This is a genomic window from Shouchella phoenicis (assembly GCF_047238345.1).
Lineage (GTDB): Bacteria > Bacillota > Bacilli > Bacillales > Bacillaceae_D > Shouchella.
In genome coordinates, this window is record NZ_JBDFMQ010000001.1 from 1,890,184 (window position 1) to 1,917,182 (window position 26,999).

28 protein-coding genes and 1 riboswitch are annotated in these 26,999 nt (G+C 40.8%); of the genes, 9 read left to right on the top strand and 19 right to left on the bottom strand.

Annotated elements, in window-relative coordinates; all coding sequences use genetic code 11:
* Positions 1-36: 36 nt before the first annotated feature.
* Positions 37-212: riboswitch (Lysine riboswitch) on the top strand.
* Between the two features lie 80 nt (positions 213-292).
* Positions 293-1,192 carry a 4-hydroxy-tetrahydrodipicolinate synthase gene (gene dapA, locus ABC361_RS10190; RefSeq protein WP_413073880.1) on the top strand — a complete coding sequence of 300 codons (900 nt, stop codon included), beginning with the start codon at positions 293-295 and terminating at the stop codon, positions 1,190-1,192.
* Between the two features lie 89 nt (positions 1,193-1,281).
* Here dapA and kapB read toward each other — a convergent pair whose 3' ends face one another.
* The 6 genes from kapB to gltB form a co-directional block, all read right to left on the bottom strand.
* Positions 1,282-1,674, bottom strand: coding sequence for a sporulation phosphorelay system protein KapB (gene kapB, locus ABC361_RS10195; RefSeq protein ID WP_413073881.1), 393 nt, complete (start codon positions 1,672-1,674; stop codon positions 1,282-1,284).
* A 14-nt stretch (positions 1,675-1,688) separates the two neighbouring features.
* Positions 1,689-1,874, bottom strand: a complete 186-nt coding sequence (locus tag ABC361_RS10200) for a hypothetical protein (protein WP_413073882.1) — start codon at positions 1,872-1,874, stop codon at positions 1,689-1,691.
* Positions 1,875-1,880: 6 nt separating this feature from the next.
* Positions 1,881-2,135, bottom strand: a complete 255-nt coding sequence (locus tag ABC361_RS10205; protein WP_413073883.1) for a hypothetical protein — start codon at positions 2,133-2,135, stop codon at positions 1,881-1,883.
* Positions 2,136-2,241: 106 nt separating this feature from the next.
* A complete protein-coding gene (locus ABC361_RS10210; RefSeq protein ID WP_413073884.1) occupies positions 2,242-2,883 on the bottom strand; it encodes a YpjP family protein in 642 nt (213 codons plus the stop codon).
* A gap of 83 nt (positions 2,884-2,966) precedes the next feature.
* Positions 2,967-4,451 (bottom strand): glutamate synthase subunit beta, encoded by a 1,485-nt coding sequence (locus ABC361_RS10215; protein WP_413073885.1) that lies wholly within the window; start codon positions 4,449-4,451, stop codon positions 2,967-2,969.
* Positions 4,452-4,518: 67 nt separating this feature from the next.
* Complete coding sequence (gene gltB, locus ABC361_RS10220) at positions 4,519-9,069, bottom strand: glutamate synthase large subunit (protein ID WP_413073886.1); 4,551 nt, start codon at positions 9,067-9,069, stop codon at positions 4,519-4,521.
* Positions 9,070-9,593: 524 nt separating this feature from the next.
* Between gltB and ABC361_RS10225 the strand changes: the two genes are divergently transcribed.
* From ABC361_RS10225 to ABC361_RS10235, 3 genes are all read left to right on the top strand, one after another.
* Positions 9,594-10,541 (top strand): toxic anion resistance protein, encoded by a 948-nt coding sequence (locus tag ABC361_RS10225; RefSeq protein WP_255225363.1) that lies wholly within the window; start codon positions 9,594-9,596, stop codon positions 10,539-10,541.
* Between the two features lie 20 nt (positions 10,542-10,561).
* Positions 10,562-11,485 (top strand): hypothetical protein, encoded by a 924-nt coding sequence (locus ABC361_RS10230; protein ID WP_413073887.1) that lies wholly within the window; start codon positions 10,562-10,564, stop codon positions 11,483-11,485.
* Positions 11,486-11,566: 81 nt separating this feature from the next.
* On the top strand, positions 11,567-12,583 hold the full coding sequence (locus ABC361_RS10235; protein ID WP_413073888.1) for a DUF2777 family protein: 1,017 nt from the start codon (positions 11,567-11,569) through the stop codon (positions 12,581-12,583).
* Positions 12,584-12,606: 23 nt separating this feature from the next.
* Here the strand turns inward: ABC361_RS10235 and ABC361_RS10240 are convergent, their stop codons facing one another.
* From ABC361_RS10240 to ABC361_RS10255, 4 genes are read right to left on the bottom strand one after another with little or no spacing between them, the layout of a single operon-like run.
* Positions 12,607-14,094: a PH domain-containing protein gene (locus tag ABC361_RS10240; protein ID WP_413073889.1), complete on the bottom strand. Its 1,488-nt coding sequence runs from the start codon at positions 14,092-14,094 to the stop codon at positions 12,607-12,609.
* A complete protein-coding gene (locus ABC361_RS10245) occupies positions 14,087-14,569 on the bottom strand; it encodes a PH domain-containing protein (RefSeq protein ID WP_413073890.1) in 483 nt (160 codons plus the stop codon). Before ABC361_RS10245 ends, ABC361_RS10240 begins: the two co-directional genes overlap by 8 nt.
* Before the next feature lie 49 nt (positions 14,570-14,618).
* On the bottom strand, positions 14,619-14,834 hold the full coding sequence (locus tag ABC361_RS10250) for a hypothetical protein (protein ID WP_413073891.1): 216 nt from the start codon (positions 14,832-14,834) through the stop codon (positions 14,619-14,621).
* 13 nt (positions 14,835-14,847) lie between these two features.
* Positions 14,848-15,963 carry a conserved virulence factor C family protein gene (locus ABC361_RS10255; RefSeq protein ID WP_413073892.1) on the bottom strand — a complete coding sequence of 372 codons (1,116 nt, stop codon included), beginning with the start codon at positions 15,961-15,963 and terminating at the stop codon, positions 14,848-14,850.
* Positions 15,964-16,106: 143 nt separating this feature from the next.
* On the opposite strand from ABC361_RS10255, the gene ABC361_RS10260 reads away from it, so the two are divergent.
* The gene (locus tag ABC361_RS10260) at positions 16,107-16,832 is read left to right on the top strand and encodes a metallophosphoesterase family protein (protein ID WP_413073893.1); all 726 of its coding nucleotides are present in this window, start codon (positions 16,107-16,109) and stop codon (positions 16,830-16,832) included.
* A gap of 42 nt (positions 16,833-16,874) precedes the next feature.
* Here the strand turns inward: ABC361_RS10260 and ABC361_RS10265 are convergent, their stop codons facing one another.
* The 6 genes from ABC361_RS10265 to ilvA are packed head-to-tail and all read right to left on the bottom strand — an operon-like array spanning position 16,875 to position 20,790.
* Positions 16,875-17,282: a TlpA disulfide reductase family protein gene (locus ABC361_RS10265; protein ID WP_413073894.1), complete on the bottom strand. Its 408-nt coding sequence runs from the start codon at positions 17,280-17,282 to the stop codon at positions 16,875-16,877.
* Between the two features lie 41 nt (positions 17,283-17,323).
* On the bottom strand, positions 17,324-17,755 hold the full coding sequence (locus ABC361_RS10270; RefSeq protein ID WP_413073895.1) for a BrxA/BrxB family bacilliredoxin: 432 nt from the start codon (positions 17,753-17,755) through the stop codon (positions 17,324-17,326).
* Positions 17,739-18,065 (bottom strand): thioredoxin family protein, encoded by a 327-nt coding sequence (locus ABC361_RS10275; protein WP_413073896.1) that lies wholly within the window; start codon positions 18,063-18,065, stop codon positions 17,739-17,741. Before ABC361_RS10275 ends, ABC361_RS10270 begins: the two co-directional genes overlap by 17 nt.
* Entirely contained in the window at positions 18,058-18,999 is a 942-nt protein-coding gene (rnz, locus tag ABC361_RS10280; RefSeq protein ID WP_413073897.1) for a ribonuclease Z, read from the bottom strand. The genes ABC361_RS10275 and rnz overlap by 8 nt, the downstream gene beginning before the upstream one ends.
* Before the next feature lies 1 nt (position 19,000).
* Positions 19,001-19,525, bottom strand: coding sequence for a type 1 glutamine amidotransferase domain-containing protein (locus tag ABC361_RS10285; RefSeq protein WP_413073898.1), 525 nt, complete (start codon positions 19,523-19,525; stop codon positions 19,001-19,003).
* A 20-nt stretch (positions 19,526-19,545) separates the two neighbouring features.
* On the bottom strand, positions 19,546-20,790 hold the full coding sequence (gene ilvA / locus ABC361_RS10290; protein ID WP_413073899.1) for a threonine ammonia-lyase IlvA: 1,245 nt from the start codon (positions 20,788-20,790) through the stop codon (positions 19,546-19,548).
* Between the two features lie 198 nt (positions 20,791-20,988).
* On the opposite strand from ilvA, the gene ABC361_RS10295 reads away from it, so the two are divergent.
* Complete coding sequence (locus ABC361_RS10295; protein WP_413073900.1) at positions 20,989-21,186, top strand: hypothetical protein; 198 nt, start codon at positions 20,989-20,991, stop codon at positions 21,184-21,186.
* Positions 21,187-21,274: 88 nt separating this feature from the next.
* On the opposite strand, the gene ABC361_RS10300 is transcribed toward ABC361_RS10295, so the two are convergent.
* Positions 21,275-21,646 (bottom strand): DUF1798 family protein, encoded by a 372-nt coding sequence (locus ABC361_RS10300; protein ID WP_413073901.1) that lies wholly within the window; start codon positions 21,644-21,646, stop codon positions 21,275-21,277.
* Between the two features lie 42 nt (positions 21,647-21,688).
* Positions 21,689-22,207, bottom strand: a complete 519-nt coding sequence (gene racA / locus ABC361_RS10305; protein WP_413073902.1) for a chromosome-anchoring protein RacA — start codon at positions 22,205-22,207, stop codon at positions 21,689-21,691.
* 183 nt (positions 22,208-22,390) lie between these two features.
* On the opposite strand from racA, the gene ABC361_RS10310 reads away from it, so the two are divergent.
* The gene (locus ABC361_RS10310; RefSeq protein ID WP_413073903.1) at positions 22,391-22,501 is read left to right on the top strand and encodes a spore protein; all 111 of its coding nucleotides are present in this window, start codon (positions 22,391-22,393) and stop codon (positions 22,499-22,501) included.
* 65 nt (positions 22,502-22,566) lie between these two features.
* Here ABC361_RS10310 and ABC361_RS10315 read toward each other — a convergent pair whose 3' ends face one another.
* Positions 22,567-23,505 (bottom strand): DUF2515 family protein, encoded by a 939-nt coding sequence (locus ABC361_RS10315; protein ID WP_413073904.1) that lies wholly within the window; start codon positions 23,503-23,505, stop codon positions 22,567-22,569.
* Between the two features lie 162 nt (positions 23,506-23,667).
* On the opposite strand from ABC361_RS10315, the gene recU reads away from it, so the two are divergent.
* Complete coding sequence (gene recU / locus ABC361_RS10320; protein ID WP_413073905.1) at positions 23,668-24,261, top strand: Holliday junction resolvase RecU; 594 nt, start codon at positions 23,668-23,670, stop codon at positions 24,259-24,261.
* Between the two features lie 20 nt (positions 24,262-24,281).
* The gene (locus ABC361_RS10325; RefSeq protein ID WP_413073906.1) at positions 24,282-26,999 is read left to right on the top strand and encodes a PBP1A family penicillin-binding protein; all 2,718 of its coding nucleotides are present in this window, start codon (positions 24,282-24,284) and stop codon (positions 26,997-26,999) included.

Sequence of the window (26,999 nt, forward strand, 5' to 3'; positions counted from 1 at the left end):
AAAATTTGATATGGTAAATCCATAATAATTGAACAGAATTACAGTAGAGGTGCATACGCAATCAGTACATTCACTAAGGGTGTAGGCCTGTTGATGTGAAATGGAAAGGTGCGACTGCCGAAATAAAGAGTGACCTATGTCCATTCTTTATTGGGGCTGTTTCTTAACAAGAGCAGCACTGTCATACATTTGTATGGGGGGCTACATGAAAGAAGTAGGTACGACCTATGCAGCAATGGATTTTTCATTGTTGTTTTTTTATTCCTCTCAACTGTTCATAAGGAGGATTTTTATGCATTTTGGCCAATTACTAACAGCAATGATTACACCGTTTTCTAGAGATGGTTCGATCGACAAAGAAGGAACGTACTCTCTTATTCAACATCTTGCAAACACAGGTACAGACACGCTTGTCATTAACGGAACAACAGCAGAAGCGCCTGTACTCACTGCTGCAGAACGAAAAGAAATGCTCGCTTTAGCCATTCAAGCTGCAGATAAGCGCATGAATGTGATTGCCGGTGTTGGTTCAAATAATACAACCCACTCGATTGAAATGGCCAAAGAAGCAGAGGCACTTGGTGCGGATGGGATTATGGTGGTTACACCCTACTATAATAAACCTTCTCAAGAAGGCATTTATCAACATATGCTACAAGTTGCAACAGCTGTTTCCCTCCCTGTGATGCTTTACAACGTACCAGGTAGAACAGGAGCAAACATGTCCGTTGAAACAACCATACGTTTATCTCTTGTACCCAATATCGTTGCATTAAAAGAAGCAAGTGGAGATGTCGATAAAGTAACAGAAATTGTTGCGCAAACCGCTGATCATTTTCTTGTTTATAGTGGAGATGATTCGTTAACGTTACCAATGATGGCAGTCGGTGCTACAGGAGTCGTTTCGGTTGCCTCTCATATCGTAGGCAGCGAAATGAAAGAAATGATGACCGCATTAACAAGCGGAAATCTCAAGCACGCACAAACCATACATCATAGTCTTTACCCGATTATGACCGGTTTGTTTATGGCTCCTAACCCTACCGCAGTAAAAGCAGCTTTAACAGCTTTCCAATTACCAGCAGGTTCTGTTCGCCTTCCGCTCATTCCACTAACGGATGACGAAGAAACGCGCCTTTACCATCTATTAGAGCCGTTTTTACCACAGACAACTTTATATGCAAATTCATAAACAAAAGCGTAGCTCTTTATTCATTTAAGAGCTACGCTTTTTTTATAAGTGAATCCATAATAAGATGTTATCATTCGTAAAAATGATAATTACGATTTATCATGAACGTCATTCAAATGATACTCCATTTTTAATTCTTCAAGCAGGGGCACGCTTTTTTTCGCCCATTCTGAATCGTCTTCTAGTAAAGCTTTATACGATGAGCGCCACGCACGTTCCAAGGATTCCTTGTAATCTGGAACGTCGTCATATTCATACGGTTTAACTGTTGTATAGGGCACCCATGTTTTTTCTAAGTAAGAAAGCGCTTTTCGTTGATGAAAATATGGTACGTCAACTTGCTTTGGGTTGTGCAGATCTCCTTGTTTTGGATGATTTTCAACAGCAAACACTTGGAACAATGCTCGGTTTTGTTCTTCTTCAACTTGAATGATTTTTCCAATATAAATACCTGTTTTATACTTTGCTTTTACGAAACTCATTTCACACCAACCTTTTATAAGAGCGTGACAAACATCATAATAATAAATAAAATAGCGCTAACGATTGCTAAAGGAACACTCCAGTATAGGGGTTTTTTCTTTCCTCTCATTACTGCTGCCAACCCAATTCCGCCAAAAATCCCTGCAACAATAAAGCAGAGCATAAAAAGACCAACGACAAGCAACTCTTGACTATCCATACTCGTCTATAGCCCCGGCACGAGTCGCGTGAATAAACCCCATAAAAATTCAGACGCAGGAACAAAATAATTTTCATTAATACTTCTTAATCCATCATGATCAACAAATAATTCCAATACAATTAGCGTAAATGTTCCCGTCATTGTCACGATTGCCGAGGCAAGAACGAGAACTAATAAACCGATATAGGCAAATAAAATACGCAGGAGCCATTTAAGCCACATAGGTTTTTGATTTTTGCCTCTATTTTCCGCTTCCATGAACCATACTCCTTTAAGTTGTTATAACTCTACTTTAACAAAAGTTCGTGCAAAGCGAGAAGAAAAATGCGAAAAAAGAACGACATTTTTTTTACAAAAAGGAACCTCACGCCCGAAAAAGCGGAGGTTCGTTCTTGCCCCAGTATATAGAACCAAGATTATAATGCCCGTGAAAATTATCTTCATAGGAATGATAGTGAAATTGAAATACATGACCGGTTTTCGGTGGTCGGTCTAATCGAACGTGAAAACGAAGAAGATCATCACCTGTTTTGCCATTAATAAGATGTAGAATCTTTTCTCCACGTCCTGTTAAGGAAGCCTCTGTCATTCGAATATCTTGCCATGAATACTGATCATCTGTCTCCAATACTTGTGAGACCACTTGCTTTAATTCAGGCAAAATCTCTTTTTTGTAGGCCGTTTCAATTTTATCACCAATTCGCTGACCGAATTTCTTCATGCCTTGGCGATACGCTTCATCCATAATCATAATTTCGGTTAACCAATGCGGTTCTAACTGAATATGTTCATACTGACTCGGTGCCCCAATTACAAATGGCAAGAGCGTGTACTCTCGGTCATTTGTTAAATAGACGTTTGCTTTTGTATCGCTCCACTGCATCGTTTTTACAGATGACCCATTCTCAGCTTCAGCTTTATCCAACCAATGATCAACAATTGAGAGATTAATAGAAAAGAAGCCGATGAGGACCATCATGAGTTGTTTCACATAAATCATTATCATGCGCATCATCCCTGCGTCAATGTTTTCTCTATTATGCCATGACTAGCGCGGGATGGTCTAGAACATTTTTGAAAAATGAAACATTATGGTAATTGACTGCTACCCATTAAGTAACGATCACATTCCCGAGCTGCTTCGCGGCCTTCGTGAATGGCCCATACAACTAAACTTTGGCCACGACGATTATCACCTGCTGCAAAAATATGCGGTTTATTCGTTTGATAGTGGCCATATTCTGCTTCAACCGTTTGTTGAGCGGTTTGTTTTACTTGCATTTGGTCAAGCAATTTCCCTTCTGTTCCTGAAAAACCAACAGCGAGAAGTACAAGATCTGCATTCCACCTTTTCACTGATTCTTCAATCGGTGTACGGACTTTCTTTCCGTCTTTCCAAGCAGTATTAACTTGAATGGTTTCCAAACCTACCAATTGACCGGATTCGTTGCCGACGAATTTTGACGTTTGCAATTTGTAACTACGAGGATCTGCCCCATATATGGCTTTTGCTTCTTTATGCGCATCTTCTTCTGCATAAACATTCGGATATAACGGCCAAGGATTGTTAATTTGGCGAATCGCTTGTTTTTGTTCATTAATATCAAATTGGGTTACGGATCGAGCACCGTGACGGATTGATGTGGTAATACAGTCTGCACCTGTATCTCCTCCACCGATCACAATGACGTCTTTATCTTTTGCATTAATGTATTCACCATCTTGGTGTTTAGAATTAAGCAAGCTCTTCGTATTGGCTGTCAAAAAGTCCATCGCGTAATGAATGCCGCTTAATTGGCGCCCTTCTTGATCCACTTCTCTTGGTTTTGTCGCACCTGTCGCTAAAATGATGGCGTCAAATTGTTCATCTAGTTCTTCAGCCGTAATGTCTTCTCCAACTGATACATTCGTTCGAAACAAAATTCCTTCTTCTTTTAATAATGCAATGCGCCGATTCACGACTTCGTAAGCTAATTTCACATCGGGAATACCATACGTCAGTAAACCTCCAGGTCGATCTTCTCGTTCAAAAACGGTGACCGTGTGCCCTGCTTTATTTAACTGGGCTGCACTCGCTAAACCTGCTGGACCAGAACCAATAACGGCAACATGTTTACCGGTACGTTGCTTAGGCGGATTCGGCTGAATCCAACCTTCTTTAAATCCTTTTTCTACAATACTAAACTCTATTGATTTTATGGTAACCGGGTCATCACTAATCGCTACCGTGCAAGATCCTTCACAAGGGGCTGGGCAAACCCGACCAGTAAATTCTGGAAAATTGTTTGTTTTATGCAGTCGATCTAATGCTTCTTTCCATTTGCCTCGGTAAACAAGATCGTTCCATTCTGGGATTAGATTATAAACAGGACACCCGATTTCACCGGAACCTGCCATTGACGTTCCTGCTTGACAGAAAGGAATGCCACAATCCATGCAGCGCGCGCCTTGTCGCTGAAGTTGCTGTTCGGGTACGACAATTTGAAACTCTTGCCAATTTTTCACCCTTGCCATTGGATCTTTTTTCTTAGGTACTTCACGTTTATACTCCATAAATCCTGTCGGCTTCCCCATTTTGCGCTCACTCCTTACATCATTTTTAGAAAGGACGCTTTGATCAAACGCCCTTCTTTCTCTCTATTTATACATTTGAAAGCTTTGTAATTTTTTCGTCGAAAGCCGCTAACGCCGCATCAGCTTCATTAAGGCCTTCTTGCTTTCTTCGTTCAATGGAAGCAAGCATTTGCTTGTAGTCTTTTGGAATGACCTTAACAAAATGAGGTTTTGTCGTTTCCCATTCCGCTAAAATGGTCTTTCCTTGAACGCTGTCCGTGTAGTCGACATGTTCTTCTATTAAGCTTTTCAGAATGACTTCATCTCCAGTGGTTAACGATTCAAATAAAATCATTTCATGATTACTTTTTTCAGCAACTATCTGTTCTGGGTCATAAACGTATGCTGTTCCGCCCGACATACCAGCGGCAAAGTTTTTGCCCATCGAACCAAGATTGACACAGATGCCACCGGTCATATATTCAAGCCCGTGATCACCCATCCCTTCAATAACAACTTGAGCACCAGAATTTCGAACCCCAAATCGTTCGCCTGCTTGGCCAGCTATAAACGCTTTTCCACTCGTAGCACCATAAAAAGATGTATTTCCAATAATGACATTGTCTTTTGCCACAAACGTCGTATTTTTTGGTGGACGGACCACGAGTTGACCACCAGATAATCCTTTTCCAGTATAATCATTGGCGTCCCCTTCAAGGGTTAGCGTCATACCTTTAGGGATAAACGCGCCAAAGCTCTGACCAGCAGATCCTTTAAATTGAAAATGGATCGTATGATCTGGTAAACCATTTAATCCGTGTGCTTTACTTACTTCACTTCCAACTATGGTTCCGACAACACGATCCGTGTTACGAATTGAGGTTGCATAGGTAACTGGTTGTTGCTGTTCGATTGCTGGTTTAGCTGCTTCAAGCAATTCACGAACATCGAGTGATTGCGCTAATTTATGATCTTGTTCCATTTGTTTCGTTTGACGCGATTTTGTTTGGATCGGTCGGTACAATAGGCTTGTTAAATCAAGCTTGTTCGCTTTTGTATTGATTGTTTCTTTATTTTGGTGTAACAGATCCGAACGACCAACGAGTTCATCAACTGTTTTCACACCTAACTGGGCCATGATTTCGCGCATTTCTTCTGCTATATACGTCATAAATGTCACGATTTGGTCAGCTTCCCCTGTGTACTTTTTTCGTAATTCAGGGTTTTGTGTCGCAATGCCAACAGGGCATGTATCAAGATGGCACACACGCATAACGACACAGCCAAGCACAACAAGAGGGGCTGTAGAAAATGCATATTCTTCAGCGCCTAATAAAGCTGCAATCACAACATCTTTACCAGTCATGAGCTTGCCATCAGTCTCAAGCGTAACTCGATTTCGTAAGTTATTTAATAGTAACGTTTGATGCGTTTCTGCAAGCCCAATCTCCCAAGGTAAACCAGTATGTTTAATGCTCGTTCGCGCTGCTGCACCGGTTCCTCCATCATAGCCACTAATAATAATGCCATCTGCGCTTCCCTTTGCTACACCGGCAGCAATTGTTCCAACCCCTGTTCCTGCAACAAGTTTAACGCTAACCTTTGCTGAAGGGTTTGCATTTTTCAAATCATGGATTAATTCTGCCAAGTCTTCAATCGAATAGATATCATGGTGTGGAGGTGGCGATATTAAACCTACTCCTGTTGTAGAGCCTCGAACTTCAGCTACCCACGGGTAAACTTTTTGACCAGGTAATTGCCCACCTTCGCCTGGCTTAGCCCCTTGCGCCACTTTTATTTGAATTTCGTCTGCATTCACAAGATAGTGACTTGTAACACCGAATCGACCAGAAGCCACCTGTTTAATTGCACTTCTTCGTAGGTCCCCATTTTCATCTGCTAAAAACCGGGCCGGATCTTCCCCACCTTCACCAGTGTTGCTTTTAGCACCTAAACGGTTCATGGCAATGGCTAATGTTTCGTGGGCTTCTTTAGAGATTGAACCAAACGACATTGCTCCGGTTCGGAATCGCTTCACGATCGTAGACGCTGACTCAACTTCTTCTATCGGAATAGCCGTTGTCGGTTTAAACGTCAATAAACCTCTAAGGGTTGTTTGTTTTTTGTCTTGCTGATTGATGGCTGCCGTATAATGCTTGAATAGTGAATAATCTTCTGTTCGACAAGCTTGTTGCAGCATATGAATTGTATGTGGATTGTATTGATGCGGCTCTCCGTCTCTTCTCCACTGTAAATCATCTCCTGAATCGAGCTGATCGTCATCACCGAAGCGATCTGTGAAAGCACGGGAATGTCGTAACAACACTTCTTTTGCCATATCTTCTAGCTTTATTCCACCAATACGAGACGGCGTCCACGTAAAATATTTATCAATGACGTCTGTATGAATCCCAACAGCTTCAAAAATTTGTGCCCCTCTGTAACTATGAATGGTCGAAATTCCCATTTTTGACAAAACCTTCATTAGTCCTTTTGTAACACCATTCACATAGCGACGACACGCTTCCACATAATGATACTCCGTTAACAAGCCCTCTTGAATCCATTCATCAATCGTATCAAAAACAAGGTAAGGGTTAATTCCCTCTGCTCCGTATCCAATTAAAAGCGCATGGTGGTGCACTTCTCTTGGCTCCCCAGACTCAACGAGAATGCTTACATCCGTTCGTTTACCAGTACGAATAAGATGGTGGTGCAGACTTGAAACAGCGAGCAAAGCCGGAATCGGTGCATTGTTTTCCGTTACGTCGCGGTCACTTAAAATAAGAAACGTTTTCCCGGCTTCAATGGCTTCATCGGCATGGGCAAACATGTTTTCTAGCCCTTGCTCTAGAGCTTGTTCATTCGCTTCAAACAGCATCGGAATCGTTTCCGCTTTAAATTCGCTTATTTGATTAAACCGTAGTTTTGCTAACTCTTCATTATTTAAAATCGGCGTGTCCAACTGAATATGCCGACAGCTGTCTTTTCTTGGATCTAATAAATTGCCCTCTTTACCAATTGTCGTGCTTTGCGCCGTAACAATTTTTTCTCTTATTGCATCAATTGGCGGATTCGTGACTTGAGCAAACAACTGTTTAAAATAGTTATAAACCAATTGTGGTTTTTGAGACAGTACGGCAAGAGGAGAATCATAGCCCATTGAACCAACAGGATCATTTTCTTCTTTCACAAGCGGCATCATCATTTTATTTAATTCTTCGTACGTGTAGCCGAAAATAAATTGACGTAAGCGAATTTGTTCAAACTCTGTTTCCTTCACTTCCGCTGTTTCTCGTACATCGTCAATATGCAATAACCCTTCATTTACCCATTCTTCGTAAGGGTGGGCTGAGGCAATCGTTTGCTTCACTTCTTCATCTGGAATAAGGCGGCCTTGTTCTAAATCAATTAATAGTAACTGCCCTGGATGAAGTCGTTCTTTTTTGACAATCGTATGAGAAGGAATGTCAAGTACTCCAACCTCTGAACTCATCACAATCATGTCGTCACTCGTTACGTAATAACGTGATGGTCGTAAGCCATTCCGATCGAGGGTTGCGCCGATTTTCTGTCCGTCTGTGAAAACAATAGCAGTCGGCCCGTCCCAAGGCTCCATTAACGTACTATGGTACCGATAAAACCCACGGCGCTGGTCGTCCATCTGTTCGTTATTTTGCCAAGGCTCAGGCACCATCATCATGGCGGCGTGAGCAAGTGATCGACCTGTTAACGATAAGAATTCAAGTGTATTATCAAACATGGACGAATCGCTTCCGTTTTGATCGATAATCGGATGGACTTTTGCTAAATCGTCACCAAACGTAGGGGTAGCAAATTTTGCTTCTCGTGCATGCATCCAGTTAACGTTGCCTTTTATCGTATTAATTTCCCCATTATGAATCATGTATCGATTAGGATGCGCTCGTTCCCAACTTGGAAAGGTATTGGTACTAAACCTTGAATGAACAAGCGCTAATGCGGATTCAAAAGAAGGATCACTTAAATCTAAATAGAACATTGTTAATTGTGCCGTTGTCAACATCCCTTTATACACAATAGTCCGACTAGAGAAACTAGCAAAATAAAATGAATGCTCAGACGCCACATTTATTTCATGCTCCGCTCTTTTACGAACAACATATAATTTTCGCTCTAAATCAATGCCTTTTAGTGGCGATATTGGTTTAACAAACAGTTGCTCAATAAAGGGCATTGATTTTAATGCCGCATTTCCAAGCATGGAAGCATCTGTCGGAACTTTACGCCAGCACAATCGCTCGAATCCTTCTTGTTGCAGAAGGGTATCAATACTCTCTTTTACTGCATTTCTTGTTTCTTCATTAGAAGGTAAAAACACCATACCCACTGCATACGATCCTTGCTCCATCTCAATAATGCCTTGCTTCTGAAAGAACGAATGAGGAATTTGAGTAAGAATTCCTGCGCCATCACCAGTGTTTTCTTCATCTCCTTGGCCCCCGCGATGCTCAAGATTTTCTAATAATAAAAGCGCATCTTTGACCGTTTTATGGGTGGCCTTTCCTTTGATATTTGCTAAAAAACCAATGCCACAGTTGTCGTGCTCAAAATCCGGATCATATAACCCTTGTTTACGCGGTAAGTGTGTACCTCGCATGGTTTCACCCTCTCTCTTCATACTCTCTCCAACAATCTTCTTTTTTGACAAGCGGTCATCGCTTTGTCCTCTTCTGAGTTTGCATAATAAACAATTAAAATGAATAAAAATTCAAGCTTGCTTAATAAAATACTTGTTCGCCTTGAATACACAATTGTGTAAAGACGAACATTTCAAAATAACCTAAAAAAATATTCCGTGTTAGAAGTTTAGCGATTATTTTGTTATTCGTCAAGATTGAACTTCTTTTTTGTTAAGAGAAACCGCTATTTGCCTTCAAATAAATTGCTTAACAATCCATTTTCGTTCATAATAGAAAGCAAGAGATTGAAACGTTTTTAATTCGTTAAACGTATATAAAAGTAATCGAATCTATTATTCTGTTGGAGGTTCCATTCATGAGTGATAAACAAATACAGCATCAACATACTGAGGAGTCCCTTTCCTCCCCTTCAAACACTGCTGAAGATAAACAAACAAGCTCGCCTACTTCTGATGTTCCATCATTAGAAACCGAGACCGACATGAATGAACTTCTAAAAAAACTTGATAACTTAGGTGAGGTAGAACAGCGTGAAGCTGGGGAATCTTTGGAAGCATTAAAACGTCCAGTACGTGAAATGATGGGTGACGATTCCAACACCTTGCCAAAACAGCTACATGAGTTGAGAGAAGTTGTCGGTCAACTTGAGCCTGACCACCTAAAAGATTCACAGCTCAAAAAATTATTTAATCGCGTCATTCGCCGTAACCCTGTTGAGCAGTATGTTCGTCGCTATCAAACGGTAGAAGCTCAGGTCGATCATATTGTTGAAGGCTTGCTCACTGGTAAAGATAAATTACAAGAAGATAATGTCATGCTTAAAGAGCTAAAAGTCGTTGCCAAAGAAAGAATCACGAATTTAAACGAACAAATCTCTATGGGGCAAGAGCTTCATGAGATGTTAGAAAAAGAAATGACGTCCGAAAAATGGGCAGATAACGCCAATGAATTGAAAAAAGGCCAAGTAAAAGTGACAACAAGAATGAAAAATATGCAGCAAGCAGTGATGGTGCTTCAGCAATCTCTCGCGTCTGTTGACCTTATAATGGAAAACAATGAAAAGCTTGAAGAAGCCATTTTTAATGCGATTACCATGACGAAAAATATTATTACGGTTACTGCTTCGATTCAGCTTGCGTTAACAAACCAGAAAAAAGTGATATCTGCAGTACAAAACGTCAACCAAGCAACCGAATCAATGCTGCTTTCAAACGCAGAATTATTAAAGCAAAATACAGAAGAAACATTAAAAACATTAGAAGAGCCAGCAATTGCTCTAGACGCATTTCGAAAAGCGTACGATAATGTGTACAAAGCAATTGAGCTAACTGAAGAATCGAATGAGCGCATTGTTACGAGTGGAAAACAATTTATTGAAGAGATGGATAAATTAAACTCAGAGATGCAAACGAAGCTTTTAAACCGATAAGCAACAGGAGGTAGAGATGTGTGAAATTATTTTCTACAACGGGATTACTTGATTTCTTCACACCTGCTTATAAAAAGCCTGTTGACGATCATATTATTCAAGACGAAACAACGACCCGCTTAATTAATGATACGGAACGATTGTTAAAACGAATGACTGATAATGCAACAGGCAAGAATGAGCGTAAAAATATCCGCCGGCGTCAAAAAGACTGGGATATCAGAGTCAAGATTAACTACAACTACATTCGATTGATTGTTTCTGACACAAAAAATTCCCGCTCTCCGATTCATAAACGGCTTCGGATCGTTTGCCATCGAAAATATATCAAGTCTTCTAACGGCATGGGAAAAGTGAAAGAAGCGACGATCCATTATTTAAAAGATGGACGGATGCATGTGCGCTCCCTTTTGAACGTCTCGCACTTTAAAGGCATATTATACGGTATACACCAGTTAGACCTTGCATATGTTGGTACGAAAACGTCAGAAGTTTCATTAGAACGACTGAGTGGGCATGAACAACAATTAAAAAGTGAACAAGCGAACGACATTCGCGTACTTGTACAAGAAGCGAATCGATATGTGCAAGCCATGGACACACTTTCAATCGACCCCATGCTTGATAATCGATTACAGCGAATTTTAACGCATGTTGGCAGACTTGAAGATGATTTTCACCTCTTTGATTTTGAAGACAAACATACAGTACGTCGCTTGTTACGAGAAGATATGCCAAATTTAATGGGTGCCTTCTTTGCTCTATCAAAAAAGAACCAAATGGAACAGCGTGATAATGTATTTGTCTCGCTTTCTAAAATGGAGCTGTCTCTCATTCGCTTAATTGAGCATTTGGAAAAAACCAAAGTGGAGCGCATGGATCACGTCATGCGTTTACAAGAATTACGCTACGGATCAAAAACAGATTCGCAAGATGAAGAATAAAGAATGAAGCGCTACACTTGCAGGAGTGTGGCGCTGTTCGTTATAATAACGTTAAGATTACTTGATAAAGGTGAGGATGAAATGGATCGGTATGAAGCGCAACAACATATTGGCAAACTTCTCGTCATCGATCTCGGTGAAAAAGGAATGTATTTAGGCGAATTGCTTTCGGTCCTAGCCGAGCCAAAGAAACCTTGGCGTGGAAACGTTCGAATTAAGGCTGTATTAACATTGCCTGAATTTATTTTCCAAAACGAAACGATCGCCATTCACGAGATTCCATACGCGGAAGATGATGTGGATACTTTTGCTAGTCAATATTTAAAAACAAAATCAACGCACACTCATAATGAATCCTATATCGATTCAATTTTAACAGACTTAAAACGCCGTCACATTCGCTTAAAGAATGACGGATCTCCGTCATCAGCTGAACTTGAAGCATTAGAAGTATATATTAAAACAATGACTAGCCAAAAGCGGAAGAAAAATCGCTCCTTAACACAAAACGAACAATTGGAAGAAGCGACCATTCCAGCTTATATTGAATATACGTTTCACGCTGATGGCCACGACTACTTTCTGAAAGATTCTAAAGGAGATCAACTCCCTTTAACTGCTACACATTTCGATTATACGTGGGATCAACAAGGTCATCTCGTATCAGGAAAATATGAAGGAGATGGCATCTTCATTCGCGAAAATGGCAGTCGATTTATCCCGAATGAAGGGGACTTCATTTTAGTCGATAAGGATCAGTTTAATCCTTATTCTATTTTCAAAACTGAACTCGAGCCAGCTGCTTTACAAGGGTTTGAACACAATCTTGCTTTGCATCATGTCTCCCATAAAGATTTGGTACACTGCTACAATTCCCTAATTGATCAGCTGTTTCATTCAGATGCCATCTCTACGTTTCAAGGTGTTAATTTTTTAACCTATCAAACCGATGATCAATTTGTCTTGGTGCAGCACCACTTTAAACGTGAACTTGGTTCAGGTTCTGGCAACAAGCAAGATACGGTGTACGATCGCTTTGAATTTACAACCGATAAAGGAAAGCGTACGATTGCCCTTTATACAAATGCGTATCAATAAACAAAAAGTGTAATCCGGTTGGATTACACTTTTTTTATGTCGTCATGTTCGTCTTGATAAGAATACCATCCATAGAGTTGATCGCCTGTTTCTTCACTTATATCTTTTACCGCGAACGATTTCCCTGCCATGCTTGATTGTACATTTAGCTCAAACGTGGCCAAGTCTTTCCTTCTTTGTAACAGTGAAACTTGCTTTGTTGCGGACTGGATTTTTCGTTTTCGTGAAATAATTAATGACTGCCCAATGGTTCGGTATCGCATCCATACGTACGAGCCACCAGCACCAGCACCGGCATCTTTGTATTGCAACCAAGCTAATAGTGCCGCTAGTGCAACGACAATGAGTCCAATAAGTCCGATTAATCCCCAAAGATAAATTGCTACACCTGTTAGAATCACTGGAAAACTAAGCATACGAATGAAAAATCGAATCGCCGCACGTTTTGGGGCGGAAGCTAACGGTGTATCAATCGCATAGTCTGGGACAATCGTTTGTAGAAATTGATGCAGATCACGCTTATGAATCAACGGAACGAGCAACGTTGAACCCTGTTCACTGTTATTGCCACCGCCAGCTGATTCTACATAGACCGAAACGAAGCCAAATGGTTGACGAATGACGCTACGAATCACCCGTATCGCCGTAATGCGGCTATAAGCAAGCGTAAGTTGACGCTTTTCGAGTAAACCTCTTTGTATGACTAACTCTTTATCGTATGTCTCGATTGTGAAATTTCCGTACGTTACGATTGTAATCAAACTCGATATAAGCCATGAAAGCAAAATGACTGCTATCGCGATAAAAATGAGAAATAAAACACTTAAACTGACTACTGCATCAAATGTGTCTTCATAAAAAGAGTCTGGAATAAACTGAGCGGTTTGTGAGAGAAGCGCGGCTACAGCGGAAAGCACAATTCCGACACTACTTGACGTTAATGCAGTATAGATGAGTCGTTTCTTACCTAAACGCCAAACAGAATGAGGTTCTTGTTCAAAAAACGTCGCTTCTTCCTCTTGTTGTTCTTCGCCGAACGCTGATTCCTCTTTATCGGTCTCAGTAGGTTCAGCCGAACGTACTGGTTCTTTTAATAACAGTGAACGGATATGGTTCGCTTCTGCTCGTGTTACAGCAACAAGTTCAGCCTCAGCCTCCATTCCCCCGCCAGCCGTATCAATGTTTACTTTCACTAAGCCAAACATACGCTGCAACAATCCAGCCGAAATATTTATGGCTTGAACACGTTTTTTTTGAATGTAACGTTTCTTTTTTATAAACACACCTTGTTCAATATACAACTCGCCTTCAACAAGCGAATAGCGGAATTTATACCAGCCTAGCCAGCTAAATCCGACAGAAATAAGAATGAGTGCTGCAAATGCGATAAAAAAGATCCATAAAACACCTTGAAAAAAAGCGATAATGGCAAACGGAACCGCAAGCTGAACTAAACCTCGAGCAGCGTTAATAAAGATGGCCGCGGCATGTTGGCGTTTTAACTCATTCATCTTCATGCACCGATGCAAGCGACGCAATTTGATCCCTCAACGCGTCTGCATCATCAATAAAGAGAGTTGGAATCTGGTGAGTTGTAGCGGCTGTTGTAATGGAGACTGCCGACATTTTGTAGCGTTGTAAAATCGGTCCTTGCTCTGTATCAACATGTTGAACGCGGACCATCGGTACAAGGGTTCTTCTAACAATAATCACACCTTGTTGAATATCAATTTCGTCTTCAAACACCTCATAGCGAAACCGATACCATTGTATTTTTGGCCAAATAAGAATACGAACCGTTCCATATAAAACGACAAAACCAGCAAAAGCCCAAGTTAGCCAAGCGTAAAACGATTCAAATATGTATAACTGAACAAAATAATAAACAACTGGAACGAGAGCAAAAAATAACGTATCAATCGAATTTTGAATGCGCCATACTTGAACAGCTTTTTTCGGTAAGCGTAATTCCGGTTGCTTTCGCATGCCATCCCTCCTATAGATAATGGAAAGAATAACGTGTCGTTACGACACGTTATTCTTCATCTGTTATATGCGTAATCGTAACGCCTTTTTCTTCAAGCCATGTTAACAGCTGTTTATTTTCTTCTTGATCATAAAGCAAGCCGATTGAGGGCACAATCTCCACTTCTTCTAAATGACCTGAAGAAGCGTCGTCAATCATTTCAACAAGATCCTCTTTTCCTTCTTTTTCTAACTTTTCTCTAAGAACCGTAATGGTTGGTGTCATGATTGTGCTCCTTCTATTTGTTTCGTGCTTCCGTCATTTGTTTCCAAACAGAACCTTTTGCAGCTTCCCCACCTTGAATTCGTTCTAACGCCATTTTCACTTGCAACGCTACTTCAAATTCTGGGTCGCCTTCGGCTGCTTGTAAAGCTGGAATCGCTTCTTCTGTTCCCACTTCATACAAAAACATGGCTGCGCGCCAGCGAACAATTTTGCTTTGATCTTGTAAAGAAGCGACCATCGCAGGGATGCCTTTTTCAGATCCAATATCCGACATGCAGTCTCCTGCAGTTCGACGTACGGTCACAGATGGATCAGTTAAAGCTCGTTCTAGAAGCGGTAGCACGCTTTCTGTTTCAATCATACCTAAATACATTGTTGCTAAACGACGAATCGATGCTTTTTCATCCTTTAACGCCACCTCTAAAACAGGGATATCTTTTTCTTTCGGATCCATTTGTTCTAACGAAGCATAGCGGTTTTTCCAATCAGGATCTTGGAGCATCTCTATCGTTACTTCTTTAAAACGAGCTGCAAACGCTTCTGCAGCTTCTTTTTCCCCTTGTGCAAGTTTCACTAAGCTATGAAGGCGACTTTCTGTATACGCTGCTTCAAGTTCTGATGTCACTTCATCCGCAACGTACTCAAGTTCTCCATAACGAGGTGCTTGGTCAGCCCACTTCCGCTCTAACACCACGTTATCGCCAGGTTGCTCTGCATCAGCAATTGCTTGAACAAATCGGTCTGGCAACGCACGTCTTACCTCACGTTCATCATCGGTTACTTTCACTTGCATCGGAATGTTCTTAAACATTTGCACTTGAACTTGCACTTCACCGAAGCCATCTTGAACAACCGCCTCTTGGCTCTGTTCAGATGCTTCTCCGAATAAAGCACGAATTTGCGGAAGGACCACTTTCCAATCCGCTTTTGGGTAGCGATCAACTGCTAAAAAATCCCCCACATGGTAGACGGCTTTAATTCCTTCTAGCCCAAGAATTGCTTGGACAAATGAAGGCGCTTGATCTTTGTTCTTTTCGTTATACGTTGTACTTGCGCCTCCATGTGATTCACTTAAATTTAATTTCATCGTATTCGGACTCGGTGTTGGTTCAATCGAACGGATAAACATGATTTTCCTCCTTGAGGCTTTATTCTCAGCTAAATCTTAACATGTCTATTTGCCCTTTACCAGCCGAATGCCTCCTTCTGTTCATTCTAGTTCCCTAACTGCTCCTGCATCTGTTACAATACAAGAAAGGAGGCTTCATAACGATGAGATTTGCTTTTTTATCTGATATTCATGGAAACGCAACCGCTTTGGAAGCAGTCTTAAATGACTTGCAAACCCAACAAATTGACGAGATTTACATACTAGGTGACCTATGCTTTCGAGGTCCAGAACCAAAGCGTGTCATCGAACTAATCCAAGGTTCAGGGGCAAAAGTGTTAAAAGGAAATGCGGATGAATGGCTCATTCGTGGATTTAAAGATGGCGAAATTCCTAAAGAACGCCTTGACCTATTTCAAAAAGAACGAGATTGGACATTAAGCCGTTTAGATCAAGAAGATTTAGACTATCTAAAGAATCTTCCAACGGAATTTGTTATTGATGATGGTCAAGATTTAATCGTTCATGCCTTTCATGCAACGCCATCTAGCCTTTTTGATGTTGTTCCATTAGACGATTCTAGTAAGATTGAAAATGAACTCATGATTCGTGATGAAGCGGATATTTATATTTATGGTCACACGCATCATCCATACGTTCGTAGTATTCACGGAAAGAACGTTGTCAATACAGGATCAGTTGGTATGCCGTTTGACGGACATCCTCTTTCTTCTTATATTATCATCGACATTGAAGACGGGAATCACTCCATTCAATTAAAGCGTGTGCCCTATAATCGTGAACATGTTGTAGAAATTTATAAACAAAGTGGCTACCCTAATATTGAAGAAATGGGTGCGGTGATCTACTACGCTGTGCAGCCAAAATAATAAAAACAAAGCTTGTCCCTTATACGGACAAGCTTTGTTTTTTTAAATCATTGCGGCTAGTCCTGTCATGATCTCTGAAATAAGCGCATCTTCTCCATACGTTTTCGTAACATTCCCTTGCCGATCAAGCAACACCGTTGTTGGCACACCTCTGCAACCAAACTGATCATACACCTTTGTTCCTTCATCTTGTAAAACAAGAAAGTCATGATCATGCTGCTTTAACCATTGCTGTAGGTCAACATCCCCTTCTCGTCCGGTAACATTAATGGTCACAAAACAAAGTTGATCTTCATCCAACGTCTTGTATAGAGCACGTTTATCATGTAAATCCCGATAGGAATCAGGACACCAAGACGTCCAAAATGTAATCATAACCGGACGACCTTTCGCTTTCTCGTGAAGACTCCATATTTGATTGCTTCCTAACTCTTTTAATTCAACATTCATAATTACACTCCTAAGAAAAAAACGTTCTTATAAAAGAACGTTTAGCAATGTTCATTATACGCAGTAGCAAGATTACGAATAATGTCTTCTGGCTCTACACCTTCAATTTGTTCACGAGGAATAAAATGAACCACTTCATTTCCTTTAAGCAGTGCCATTGAAGGTGAAGAAGGGGCGTATTCAGGAAATTTCTCCCGCATTTGAGCCGTCGCATCACGATCTTGACCTGCAAATACCGTCACAAGTTGATCTGGCGTTCGGTCATGTTGAAGTGAATAAATGGCAGACGGACGAGCAAGCCCAGCTGCACATCCACATACAGAGTTAATAAATACAAGGGTTGTACCTTCTGCGTTACCCATGTACTGATCGACTTCATCAGCTGTTTTCAACTCCTGAAAACCTGCATCTGTTAATTCTTTTCTCATTGGTAATACAACTTGGCGCATATATTCTTCATAGGCCGTTGACATCTCGTGTTCCCTCCTTTAAAAGTCTCTGTAAATCGACAACAGAATCAAACCGATACGTTCGATTTTGAAGTCTTCCATCTTTATAATAAATCATCGCAGGCACACTTTCAATTTGATTGCTTTGAGCAAATTGAGGTGCAAGCTGAATGTTTAGTTTGGAGATTGCTTCTATATCTTCTAGCTGTTCCACAATTTGTAGCATTTGTTCGGCTAATTGACACGTACCACAAAATGGAGATGAAGCATATAGCCAACCTGTCCAGCCGTCTTGTAACTGACTCGCTAGCTGCTCGACCGTTACGTCATTCATGACAAGATAACTCACCTTTCTTAGATAACGTTAAAACAAGAAAATCATAGGCAACGAACACCTTCTCAAACGACGATTTTGCTTCCATAACATATTCGTTTTCATCTCGAGCATATCGTGAAGAAATATGAGTGAACACGAGGTTGTGGACGTTTGCGGCTTTAGCCATTTTGGCGGTATCTTGAATCGTGGAATGACCAAAATCACTCGCATGTGCTTGTTGATCAGATGCAAATGTCGCTTCATGAATAAGGGCATCTGCATTTTTTGCATAAGAAATCACCGTTTCAGTCGGAGCTGTATCCCCACAAATCACAACAGTCCTCCCTGCTGATGGTGCCTCTACATACTCTTTGCCATTTAACCACTCACCTGTTTCGAGTTGAACCGTTTCCCCTTTTTTTATTGCTGCATACAAAGGACCAGGAGACACGCCTTTTTGTTTTAATGCTTCAACATGAAGTCGACCAGGCTTTGCTTCTTCTTCAATTCTGAAACCAAAGCTTTGAACAGGATGCTGTAGCATAAATACAGAAACCGTACATGCCCCTATTTGAAACGAACTCGCTTCCTCAAGTTCGATAATACGAAGCTCATATTTAAGCGTCGTATTTGTTGTTGCTAGGGACATTTGAATATACGCTTTTAACCCAACTGGTCCATAAACTGTAAGAGGCATCCTTCCTCCTTGAAAAGAGCGACTACTTAACAGTCCTGGTAACCCATATAAATGGTCGCCATGGAGATGACTAATAAAAATTGTTGAGATCGCCGGAATACTTAATTTTGAATGTAAAAACTGGTGTTGTGTAGCTTCTCCACAATCAAATAGCCAGACGTCTCCTTTATGTTCCAAGAAACGGAGCGCAAGTGCACTGACATTGCGTTTTTTTGCTGGTACACCTGCTCCTGTACCTAAAAAGTGGAATTCCATCTTAGCGCGCCGCCAACCTATCTGCAAATGCTTTTGCGTAAGGTGGCAAATCAGGTGGTCGCCGACTCGAAACAATGTGGCCATCTTCAATAACCGCTACATCATGCCATTCTGCACCAGCATTTACCATATCATCTTTAATACCAGGTGTACTTGTTACTCGTCGACCTTGTAAAATATTCGCTGAGATTAACACCCAGCCGGCATGACAGATTTGACCGATTGGCTTCTGGTCTTTGTCCATCTTCTTTACAATTGTTAACAGATCCTCATAACGTCGAAGTTTATCTGGTGCCCATCCTCCCGGTATAAGAATGCCATCATAGTCATCTGCTTGAACATCCGCAAATGCGTAGTCAGCTTTTGCTGGTACACCGTATTTTCCAATATACGTTTTTCCTTTTTCTAACCCAACGAGGTCAACCGTTGCACCTTCTTCTTGCAAGCGTAGAATTGGATACCAAAGCTCTAAGTCTTCAAATTCTTCATCAACAGCAGCAAGAATGGTTTTTCCTTCTAATCTCATTTTTTCACCTTTCCCTCTCGTTAAATCAACAAGCTAAACAAACTTTGATTTTTATTTACTTCTTCATAACCAAATCCGAGCTCGTCCATTCGTTGAATTAACCCATCATAATCTTGATTTGACTTTAGCTCAATCCCAATCAATACCGGTCCATTGGATTTATTATTTTTCTTTGTGTATTCAAACCGTGTGATATCATCTTGGGGTCCAAGAACATTTAAAATAAATTCTTTTAACGCGCCTGCTCGTTGCGGAAACTGAATAATAAAGTAATGCTGCAAACCTTCATAAACGAGAGAGCGTTCACGAATTTCCTCCATGCGTCCAATGTCATTATTTCCGCCACTTACGACACACACAACTGATTTGCCTTTTATCTGATCTTTATAGAAATCAAGCGCGGCGATTGGCATTGCCCCTGCTGGCTCAGCCACAATAGCATTTTCGTTGTAAAGCTTTAAAATGGTCGTGCAAATTTTCCCTTCTGGCACTAAGACAATGTCATCCAGATATTGTTTACAGATTTCATAAGTTTTTTCACCTACTCGTTTTACTGCTGCACCGTCCACAAACTTGTTGATTTCAGGTAGCTCTACGACGCCCCCTTGTTTAAGAGCTTCTTTCATTGAGGCAGCTCCAGCTGGTTCACAGCCAATCATCTTCGTAGCAGGACTTATGCTTTTAATATATGTAGAAATTCCGCTAATCAATCCGCCTCCACCAATGGAGGAAAAGATGAAGTCTGGTGTTTCTTCTAAATCATTTAAAATTTCCAATCCGACCGTTCCTTGCCCAGCAATAATATGGTCTTGGTTAAAAGGATGAATAAACGCCATATGATGCTCATCGCGATAGCGCATCGCTTCAGCATAAGAATCATCAAAAGTATCTCCAATTAAACGAACGTCGACATAATTACGACCAAAAAATTCTACTTGTGCTACTTTTTGTTTAGGCGTTGTTGAAGGCATGAAAATCACACCTTTTATTTGAAGCGCTTGACACGAATACGCGACACCTTGTGCATGATTCCCTGCACTTGCGCAGACCACGCCTGCCTTTAGCTCTTCTTTAGATAATGAAGAAATTTGATAATAAGCCCCTCTTATTTTAAAAGAACGAACAACTTGAAGATCTTCTCGCTTTAAATAGACCGTGCAATCATACCGTTCAGATAAGACTTGATCTTTTTGTAATGGCGTGTGAGTAATAATATCTTTTAGCATTTGATTTGCTCGAATAATGTCTTGTAAGTTTGTTGCCATTCTATACGTCCTTTCAGCATGAACATCCACACACATAAAATACTAGTAATAATGAAATAATCTTAACATAGTGTCGTTCAAATAGAAAAGGAATAGTCCGCTTGCACATGGGATTGACATCTTTTATAATAAGATGTGTGAACGTTTGCACGTCCCTTATACATATTTTTTCAAACGGACGATAAAGGAGGTCATACAATGTTCAAAAAAAGTTTGTTTGCTCTTATTATGATTGCAGTTCTTTCCATTGCCGTATTTGAACCAAACGCTTTAGCAGCTGCTGCAGAAGCTGGAGAGGGCGATAGCCCTGACACATTTTTACGCTGGACACTAAATATCCTTTCAGTGGCTACACTTGGATTTTTGTCGTACCTAATCATTTTTGACCGCAGCTAAAACGAACAGAACAACCAGCTAGCTAGCTGGTTGTTTTTATTTTCCCATAAAAAAAAGCGCTGTTTGCGCTTTTTCGTGTTCATCATGATCAATCCACTTGTGCGATTTTAATTTCTTCCAATACATTTTCCAGTACAAACCGAACCGATTTAAACGTCTCTCTTTGACGTCGCATCCCTGATGATGGATAAAATGACTTAATGGCTACAACATCCAAATTTTCTACCGTTTGCTCCACTTGACTTATGTGAACAAGCTTTGTGTAATGTTGCATCAAGAATGGTTTCACCTCACTCGCCCATTCCTGTGCAAGAGGTTGAACACGATCAGCAAATGGTTTTACTTTGCCATAAAAGTCTACCTCATACGCTTTATCTTGCTTTACAACATCAATATAAAATGCTTCCGCCTCTTTTGTTAAAGACAATAATGCAGTTGTTAACTGTTTAAGCTTTTCCATTTTCTACACCTCATTTTCGAGTGTAGCAAGGTTAAAGGAATTTTAAAAGCTAAAAAACGATAGGATCGCTTTCCACGTCTTATTTGGAAATCGTCGTTGCCCTCGCTGAGGTTCTTCAAAGCCCTTTTTTTCCGTTTGATAGCGGTCTTCCATTTGATTCAATCGTTGTTCAAGTCGATTAAGCACATTCACCATATCATCTAATTCAGAGCGGTGTTTTAATAACTGATAACTCACAACATCATCTGCTTTTGTATTGAGTCTTTGCTCTAACACACTCACTTGATGATACATTTTTTCAAGCTTCGCGTCATATTGCTTTTTCGGTACAGATGGAACGACCTTCGATTGTTTCTGCTGAATTGTCACATCTTTTAATTTCTTTCCGTCTTTTAATTGTTCTTGTATCGTTTTAAATAAAGGCACGTGTTCGTCCGTATATAAGAAATGACCTTGTTCATTCACTTCGCACGAGATTTTGAAAAATTTTGTCCACCGTTGAATCGTCGTAGGATTTACACCAAGTTCGACTGACATTTCTTTTGTTTTATATTGAGCCATTTTCGTTCACCCCTCAACATGATTTCGTTGCTATACATGTTCTCTAATCAATTTCTTTTTCCTACACGACTGACAAAACTAGTTTCCATTCAACAAAGATTGTAGGAATGCATAGAACTCCCCTTTTTTCGACGGATAAACGGAACCAGAATGCCTCATACTGTTAAGAAGGGGGTGATTTTGTTGAAAGAGAATAAACAACGACAAAAAGGTACAAAGAAAACACCTAAACGTGAAAATACAGTTCCCGGATTAGACAAAAAATTAGGTGGGCCAAATCGACCTGCTGAATAATTTACAAAGAAAAACGGTTATGTAACAATTAGCTCCCTCCAATAGATCCACTTGAAAAAGTGACTTTATTGGAGGGAATTCTTATGAATAAACGGATTTCGATGACTCTTTTTCCCAAACCACTCCAAACATGCGAGTTCTGCTTTAGCAAGCACCACATTTATCTTTTTCGGTTGATACTCCTTCAATGGTTGAAACAGTTTTTCAATTTCGTCTTTGTCGTACTGTTCATACCAATCTACGGCGATGATCGGCTTGTGCGAAATTCGTGGGTACACAACGCGTAACGGTAAACTCTTCTCCGATTTATCATAATCCTTACGAGAGCCTGTCGGTTCAACTTCTTCCATAAATTGCAGAAAACAATAATGTAAGTCTGGATCATAAAGCAAATGTGCTAAGTTTACGCCTAATTGAATTCGTTTTTTAGGTTGCGCAAAATGCTGAACAACTTCTCCGTATCTGATTTGATTCGTCAGTGGCCAGTGCGGGAAAAGAACATAGCTAAAATGAAGCAACTCTTCCATTTTATAAAGGGCTGATTTAAAAAACAGCTTTACTTCAGGACTTTTAAACAATTGTTGCTCAATCATCATCTGCTCGTTAATGATAAGGGCAATCATTAATCGCCACTCATCTTTTTCTTCTAGAAAACGTCGCCATTCGTTGTACATAAAGATGGACACGCCATATGGCTTTACGTTTGACCAATCCCAAACCCCTGTTGTTTTATAATGTTGATAGCAAAGTAACTGCGGGTATGCATCTCGAAAGATTAACCAGTTTGCTCGTTCATAAATCCAAGCGATTTTTTGACGGGTCGGGTATGGCAACACGGTCTGAAACGCTGACGTTGTTAAATCTGTTAAATTCCAGCCTGCATTTCGAGAAACGATCCCTGCTAATCGCGCCCAGCGAATCTCCGGTTGACGCTTTCCAAATTGCTCGTACGCTTTTGTTCGTGCAATATTATCTACATTTGCCCATAAAACTTGCCGGTCCATTTCATGTTTTCCCTCATTTTTTCATTAAATTTTCAACAGATCGCGTGTTCTCTTCCGCTACTTTTTTCCATTGTGTGTTAAACTATATATTGGCTCATTATTTACCTTTCCTCGATTAACTCAAAAACATGCGGACAAATTTATTGGAAAGGTTGTGAGAACATGTCCATTCAGTACCCTAATGGCAAACGCTATCGATCAAATTCGTCTCCACACTCTAGCAAAACATCGATTGCGTATGGTGGGAGAGGTATGTCTTTTGAGTCTGATATTGACGAATCAAATACGTTTTACTTACTTAAAGAACAAGCGGTTATTCATAAAAAACCGACGCCGATCCAAATTGTAAATGTTGATTATCCTAAACGTAGCGCGGCGGTCATTAAAGAAGCGTACTTTAAACAAGCATCGACAACAGATTATAATGGTGTATACAAAGGTCACTATATTGATTTCGAAGCGAAGGAAACGAAGAATAAAACATCCTTTCCCTTACAAAACATTCACCAACACCAAGTTGATCACATGCGTAATGTGGTGAAGCAAAACGGGATCTGTTTTCTCTTAATTCGGTTTCAAGATACGAAAGAAGTTTTTTTACTAGATGCAGCTGTACTCATTTCTTTTTACGATCATCAAAAAGAACGAAAATCGATTAAAAAAGCGGATATTATGACGTATGGACACCATGTCCACACTGGCTATCAGCCATTTATTGATTATTTACGGACAGTTGATGAACTCTATATTAACTAGCACCAAAAGGGGAGAAAAATATGGCAGATGAATATAAATCACGCCAAGAGCGCAAACATGCGCAAACGAGCGATAAAAAACCAAAGAAGCCAAAAAATGATGGCAGCGGCGGCGGGAAAAAACCTAAAAAACCACTGTTTAAAAAAATCCTCATTACGTTACTCATTCTCTTTGGGGTTGGTTTAATTGGTGGCGGAGTGGCAATCGGTGTGATCGTTGCAAACGCACCAGATATTGAGCGCGAGAAACTAATGCTTCCGCAATCGTTACAAGTGCACGACATGGACGATGAACTCGTGTTCACCTTAACAGGTGGCGAAAATCGAATTAATGCAGATATTAACGATATGCCCGATCATCTGCAAAACGCTTTTCTGGCGATTGAAGATCACCGCTTCCGCGAACATTTTGGCGTAGATGTACGTCGATTAGGTGGTGCTGTTGTCGCCAACTTACGTGAAGGCTTTGGCGCTGAAGGTGGTTCAACCATTACCCAGCAGCTTGTGAAGAACTTATTCTTATCTCAAGATAAACAGCTAACGAGAAAGATTCAAGAAGCGTATCTCGCCATTCAGCTTGAGCGCATGTATTCGAAAGATGAGATTTTAGAAATGTACTTAAATCAAATTAATTTAGGACCTTCTGCTGGCTACGGCGTTCAGCTTGCTTCAGAAGCGTACTTTGATAAACCGAACTTAGAAGACTTAACCGTTGCGGATGCCGCTGTGTTGGCTGCTATCCCTCAACGTCCAAGAGACTTTGATCCCGTTCGAAATCCTGAGAACAATGAACAACGTCGAAACGTCGTTATTGATCGAATGGAGCGAGAAGATTTCATTACTGCCGAAGAAGCGGAAGAAGCTCGTAATACAGACATCAATGAACAAATTAACTATACAGAAACAGAAGACTCTGGCTGGTACACGTTTTATGATGAAGTGTTAAAAGAGCTTGATGATTTAGGGTTTACAACAGACGAAATTTACCACTCTGGCCTACGTGTGTACACGACTCTTGATACACAAGCACAAGATTTAGTCGATTCTGTACTAAAATCTGGTGAATACGAAGGATTACCGTTCCCAGATAATGAAGACTTCCGCGTTGGCGTTACGCTCCTTGATACCGAATCCGGTGCTGTACGTGCGATGGGGAACGGAACAGAAGAAAACGATGCGCGCGTTAATAACTACGCATCCATTCAAACGAACCATGGTTCTGTGATGAAACCTCTTCTCGGCTATGGCCCTGTTATTGAAAACGAACAATGGTCAACCGGTCATATCATTGCCGATGAACCATACAATTATGAGACTGAGAGCGATACAGCTGTTCGAAATTTTGACCGTCAATATAAAGGCAATATGCGCATGCGTCAAGCGTTAGCAGAGTCTCGTAATGTACCAGCGGTTAAAGCACTAAATGAAGCTGGACAAGAAAACGCCTATGAATTTTTAGAGCGAATGTTTGAACCTGGTGGCGATCAAGTTGAATCTGGTATATTAGGGCCAGCAGAAGGATCGACAAAAGATATTGCCGGGGCTTATGCAGCGTTTGGAAATAACGGAGCTCACACGGAGCCGTATACCATCCGAAAAATTGTTTACCCAGACGGTCGTGAAATTAACGTTCAGCCGGAAACAGAACAAGTGATGGAAGACTACACTGGTTATATGGTTACGGACATGTTGAAATCAGTCATGACTGATGGCACAGGGACAACAGCTCAAGTACCAAATGTTCCTATTGCAGGTAAAACAGGAACATCAAACTTTGCACCAGCTGATTATGCAAATTTAAATATAGGCGAAAATGCTGGCGCGTTTCCTACATCTGCATTTACCGGCTACAGTACGGAATACACCCTATCCACATGGATTGGCTTTACCGACCGACGCGGCGACAACTATTTAACGAGTGAGCACAATCAAATTACCCGTAATTTGTTCCGCCATATTATGACGGGCATGCATGAAGGGGTTCAAGCGTCTGATTTCACGATGCCTGATTCTGTTGAACGGATTAGCGTTGAGCGTGGAACCGGTCAATTGCCAAGTGCAGGAACACCGAGCAGTGAAATCGTTTCGGAACTATTTGTGCGCGGCTCTGGTCCATCTCAAGTATCTGAAGAATTTGCGCAAGATATTCCAGATCCTAGTGGACTTGACTACAGTTATAATGAAGAAGCGGAAACCATTACATTCACATGGTCCTATCCTGCTGACGTATTAGATGACGTAGAATTTGAAACGAGTGTTAGCTCTGGTTCTTTAGATGTTTCACCTGATTCCTTAAGTGCCACTGTCTCAAATGTAACACCTGGAAGCTATACATTTAGCGTGAGGGCCCGAGCAACAGACGGCACCGATGGTGAAAGCTCTTCTGTTTCCGTAACAGCAACCATTGAGGAGGAAGAAGAGGAAGAAGAGATTGAGGAAGAAGAGCCAGTAGAAGAAGAACCGGTCGAAGAGGAACCAACAGAAGAAGAGCCACAACAAGATGAAGATACAGATGGTGGCGATGACAGCAATGGTGGCGATACGGGTGATGATTCTAACGATGAAGACTCTACAGACACTGATACATCTCCAGATGAAGGATCTTCGGATCAAGGCGGCAATGTAGAAGACGACTCCGGCAGCCCTGATGATGACTCAGGAAGCTCCGAAGACACCAATCCAGACTCTGGAAATGGCAATGGTTCGGATTCTGAACCTGATGAAACCGATGAAGAGTAA

What these genes read in the sequence shown, in the direction of transcription:
- ABC361_RS10325 (WP_413073906.1), top strand. Translation starts at nt 24,282, where the DNA reads ATGGCAGATGAATATAAATCACGCCAAGAGCGCAAACATGCGCAAACG.
- ABC361_RS10205 (WP_413073883.1), bottom strand. Translation starts at nt 2,135, where the DNA reads ATGGAAGCGGAAAATAGAGGCAAAAATCAAAAACCTATGTGGCTTAAA.
- ABC361_RS10255 (WP_413073892.1), bottom strand. Translation starts at nt 15,963, where the DNA reads ATGTTTATCCGTTCGATTGAACCAACACCGAGTCCGAATACGATGAAA.
- ABC361_RS10295 (WP_413073900.1), top strand. Translation starts at nt 20,989, where the DNA reads ATGTTCAAAAAAAGTTTGTTTGCTCTTATTATGATTGCAGTTCTTTCC.
- ABC361_RS10225 (WP_255225363.1), top strand. Translation starts at nt 9,594, where the DNA reads ATGAATGAACTTCTAAAAAAACTTGATAACTTAGGTGAGGTAGAACAG.
- ABC361_RS10210 (WP_413073884.1), bottom strand. Translation starts at nt 2,883, where the DNA reads ATGATAATGATTTATGTGAAACAACTCATGATGGTCCTCATCGGCTTC.
- ABC361_RS10265 (WP_413073894.1), bottom strand. Translation starts at nt 17,282, where the DNA reads ATGAATGTTGAATTAAAAGAGTTAGGAAGCAATCAAATATGGAGTCTT.
- ABC361_RS10245 (WP_413073890.1), bottom strand. Translation starts at nt 14,569, where the DNA reads ATGCGAAAGCAACCGGAATTACGCTTACCGAAAAAAGCTGTTCAAGTA.
- ABC361_RS10200 (WP_413073882.1), bottom strand. Translation starts at nt 1,874, where the DNA reads ATGGATAGTCAAGAGTTGCTTGTCGTTGGTCTTTTTATGCTCTGCTTT.
- ABC361_RS10215 (WP_413073885.1), bottom strand. Translation starts at nt 4,451, where the DNA reads ATGGGGAAGCCGACAGGATTTATGGAGTATAAACGTGAAGTACCTAAG.
- ABC361_RS10250 (WP_413073891.1), bottom strand. Translation starts at nt 14,834, where the DNA reads ATGACACCAACCATTACGGTTCTTAGAGAAAAGTTAGAAAAAGAAGGA.
- ABC361_RS10240 (WP_413073889.1), bottom strand. Translation starts at nt 14,094, where the DNA reads ATGAATGAGTTAAAACGCCAACATGCCGCGGCCATCTTTATTAACGCT.
- ilvA (WP_413073899.1), bottom strand. Translation starts at nt 20,790, where the DNA reads ATGGCAACAAACTTACAAGACATTATTCGAGCAAATCAAATGCTAAAA.
- ABC361_RS10315 (WP_413073904.1), bottom strand. Translation starts at nt 23,505, where the DNA reads ATGGACCGGCAAGTTTTATGGGCAAATGTAGATAATATTGCACGAACA.
- ABC361_RS10270 (WP_413073895.1), bottom strand. Translation starts at nt 17,755, where the DNA reads ATGTCAACGGCCTATGAAGAATATATGCGCCAAGTTGTATTACCAATG.
- ABC361_RS10285 (WP_413073898.1), bottom strand. Translation starts at nt 19,525, where the DNA reads ATGAGATTAGAAGGAAAAACCATTCTTGCTGCTGTTGATGAAGAATTT.
- ABC361_RS10275 (WP_413073896.1), bottom strand. Translation starts at nt 18,065, where the DNA reads ATGAATGACGTAACGGTCGAGCAGCTAGCGAGTCAGTTACAAGACGGC.
- kapB (WP_413073881.1), bottom strand. Translation starts at nt 1,674, where the DNA reads ATGAGTTTCGTAAAAGCAAAGTATAAAACAGGTATTTATATTGGAAAA.
- ABC361_RS10260 (WP_413073893.1), top strand. Translation starts at nt 16,107, where the DNA reads ATGAGATTTGCTTTTTTATCTGATATTCATGGAAACGCAACCGCTTTG.
- gltB (WP_413073886.1), bottom strand. Translation starts at nt 9,069, where the DNA reads ATGCGAGGTACACACTTACCGCGTAAACAAGGGTTATATGATCCGGAT.
- ABC361_RS10300 (WP_413073901.1), bottom strand. Translation starts at nt 21,646, where the DNA reads ATGGAAAAGCTTAAACAGTTAACAACTGCATTATTGTCTTTAACAAAA.
- ABC361_RS10235 (WP_413073888.1), top strand. Translation starts at nt 11,567, where the DNA reads ATGGATCGGTATGAAGCGCAACAACATATTGGCAAACTTCTCGTCATC.
- racA (WP_413073902.1), bottom strand. Translation starts at nt 22,207, where the DNA reads ATGGCTCAATATAAAACAAAAGAAATGTCAGTCGAACTTGGTGTAAAT.
- rnz (WP_413073897.1), bottom strand. Translation starts at nt 18,999, where the DNA reads ATGGAATTCCACTTTTTAGGTACAGGAGCAGGTGTACCAGCAAAAAAA.
- recU (WP_413073905.1), top strand. Translation starts at nt 23,668, where the DNA reads ATGTCCATTCAGTACCCTAATGGCAAACGCTATCGATCAAATTCGTCT.
- dapA (WP_413073880.1), top strand. Translation starts at nt 293, where the DNA reads ATGCATTTTGGCCAATTACTAACAGCAATGATTACACCGTTTTCTAGA.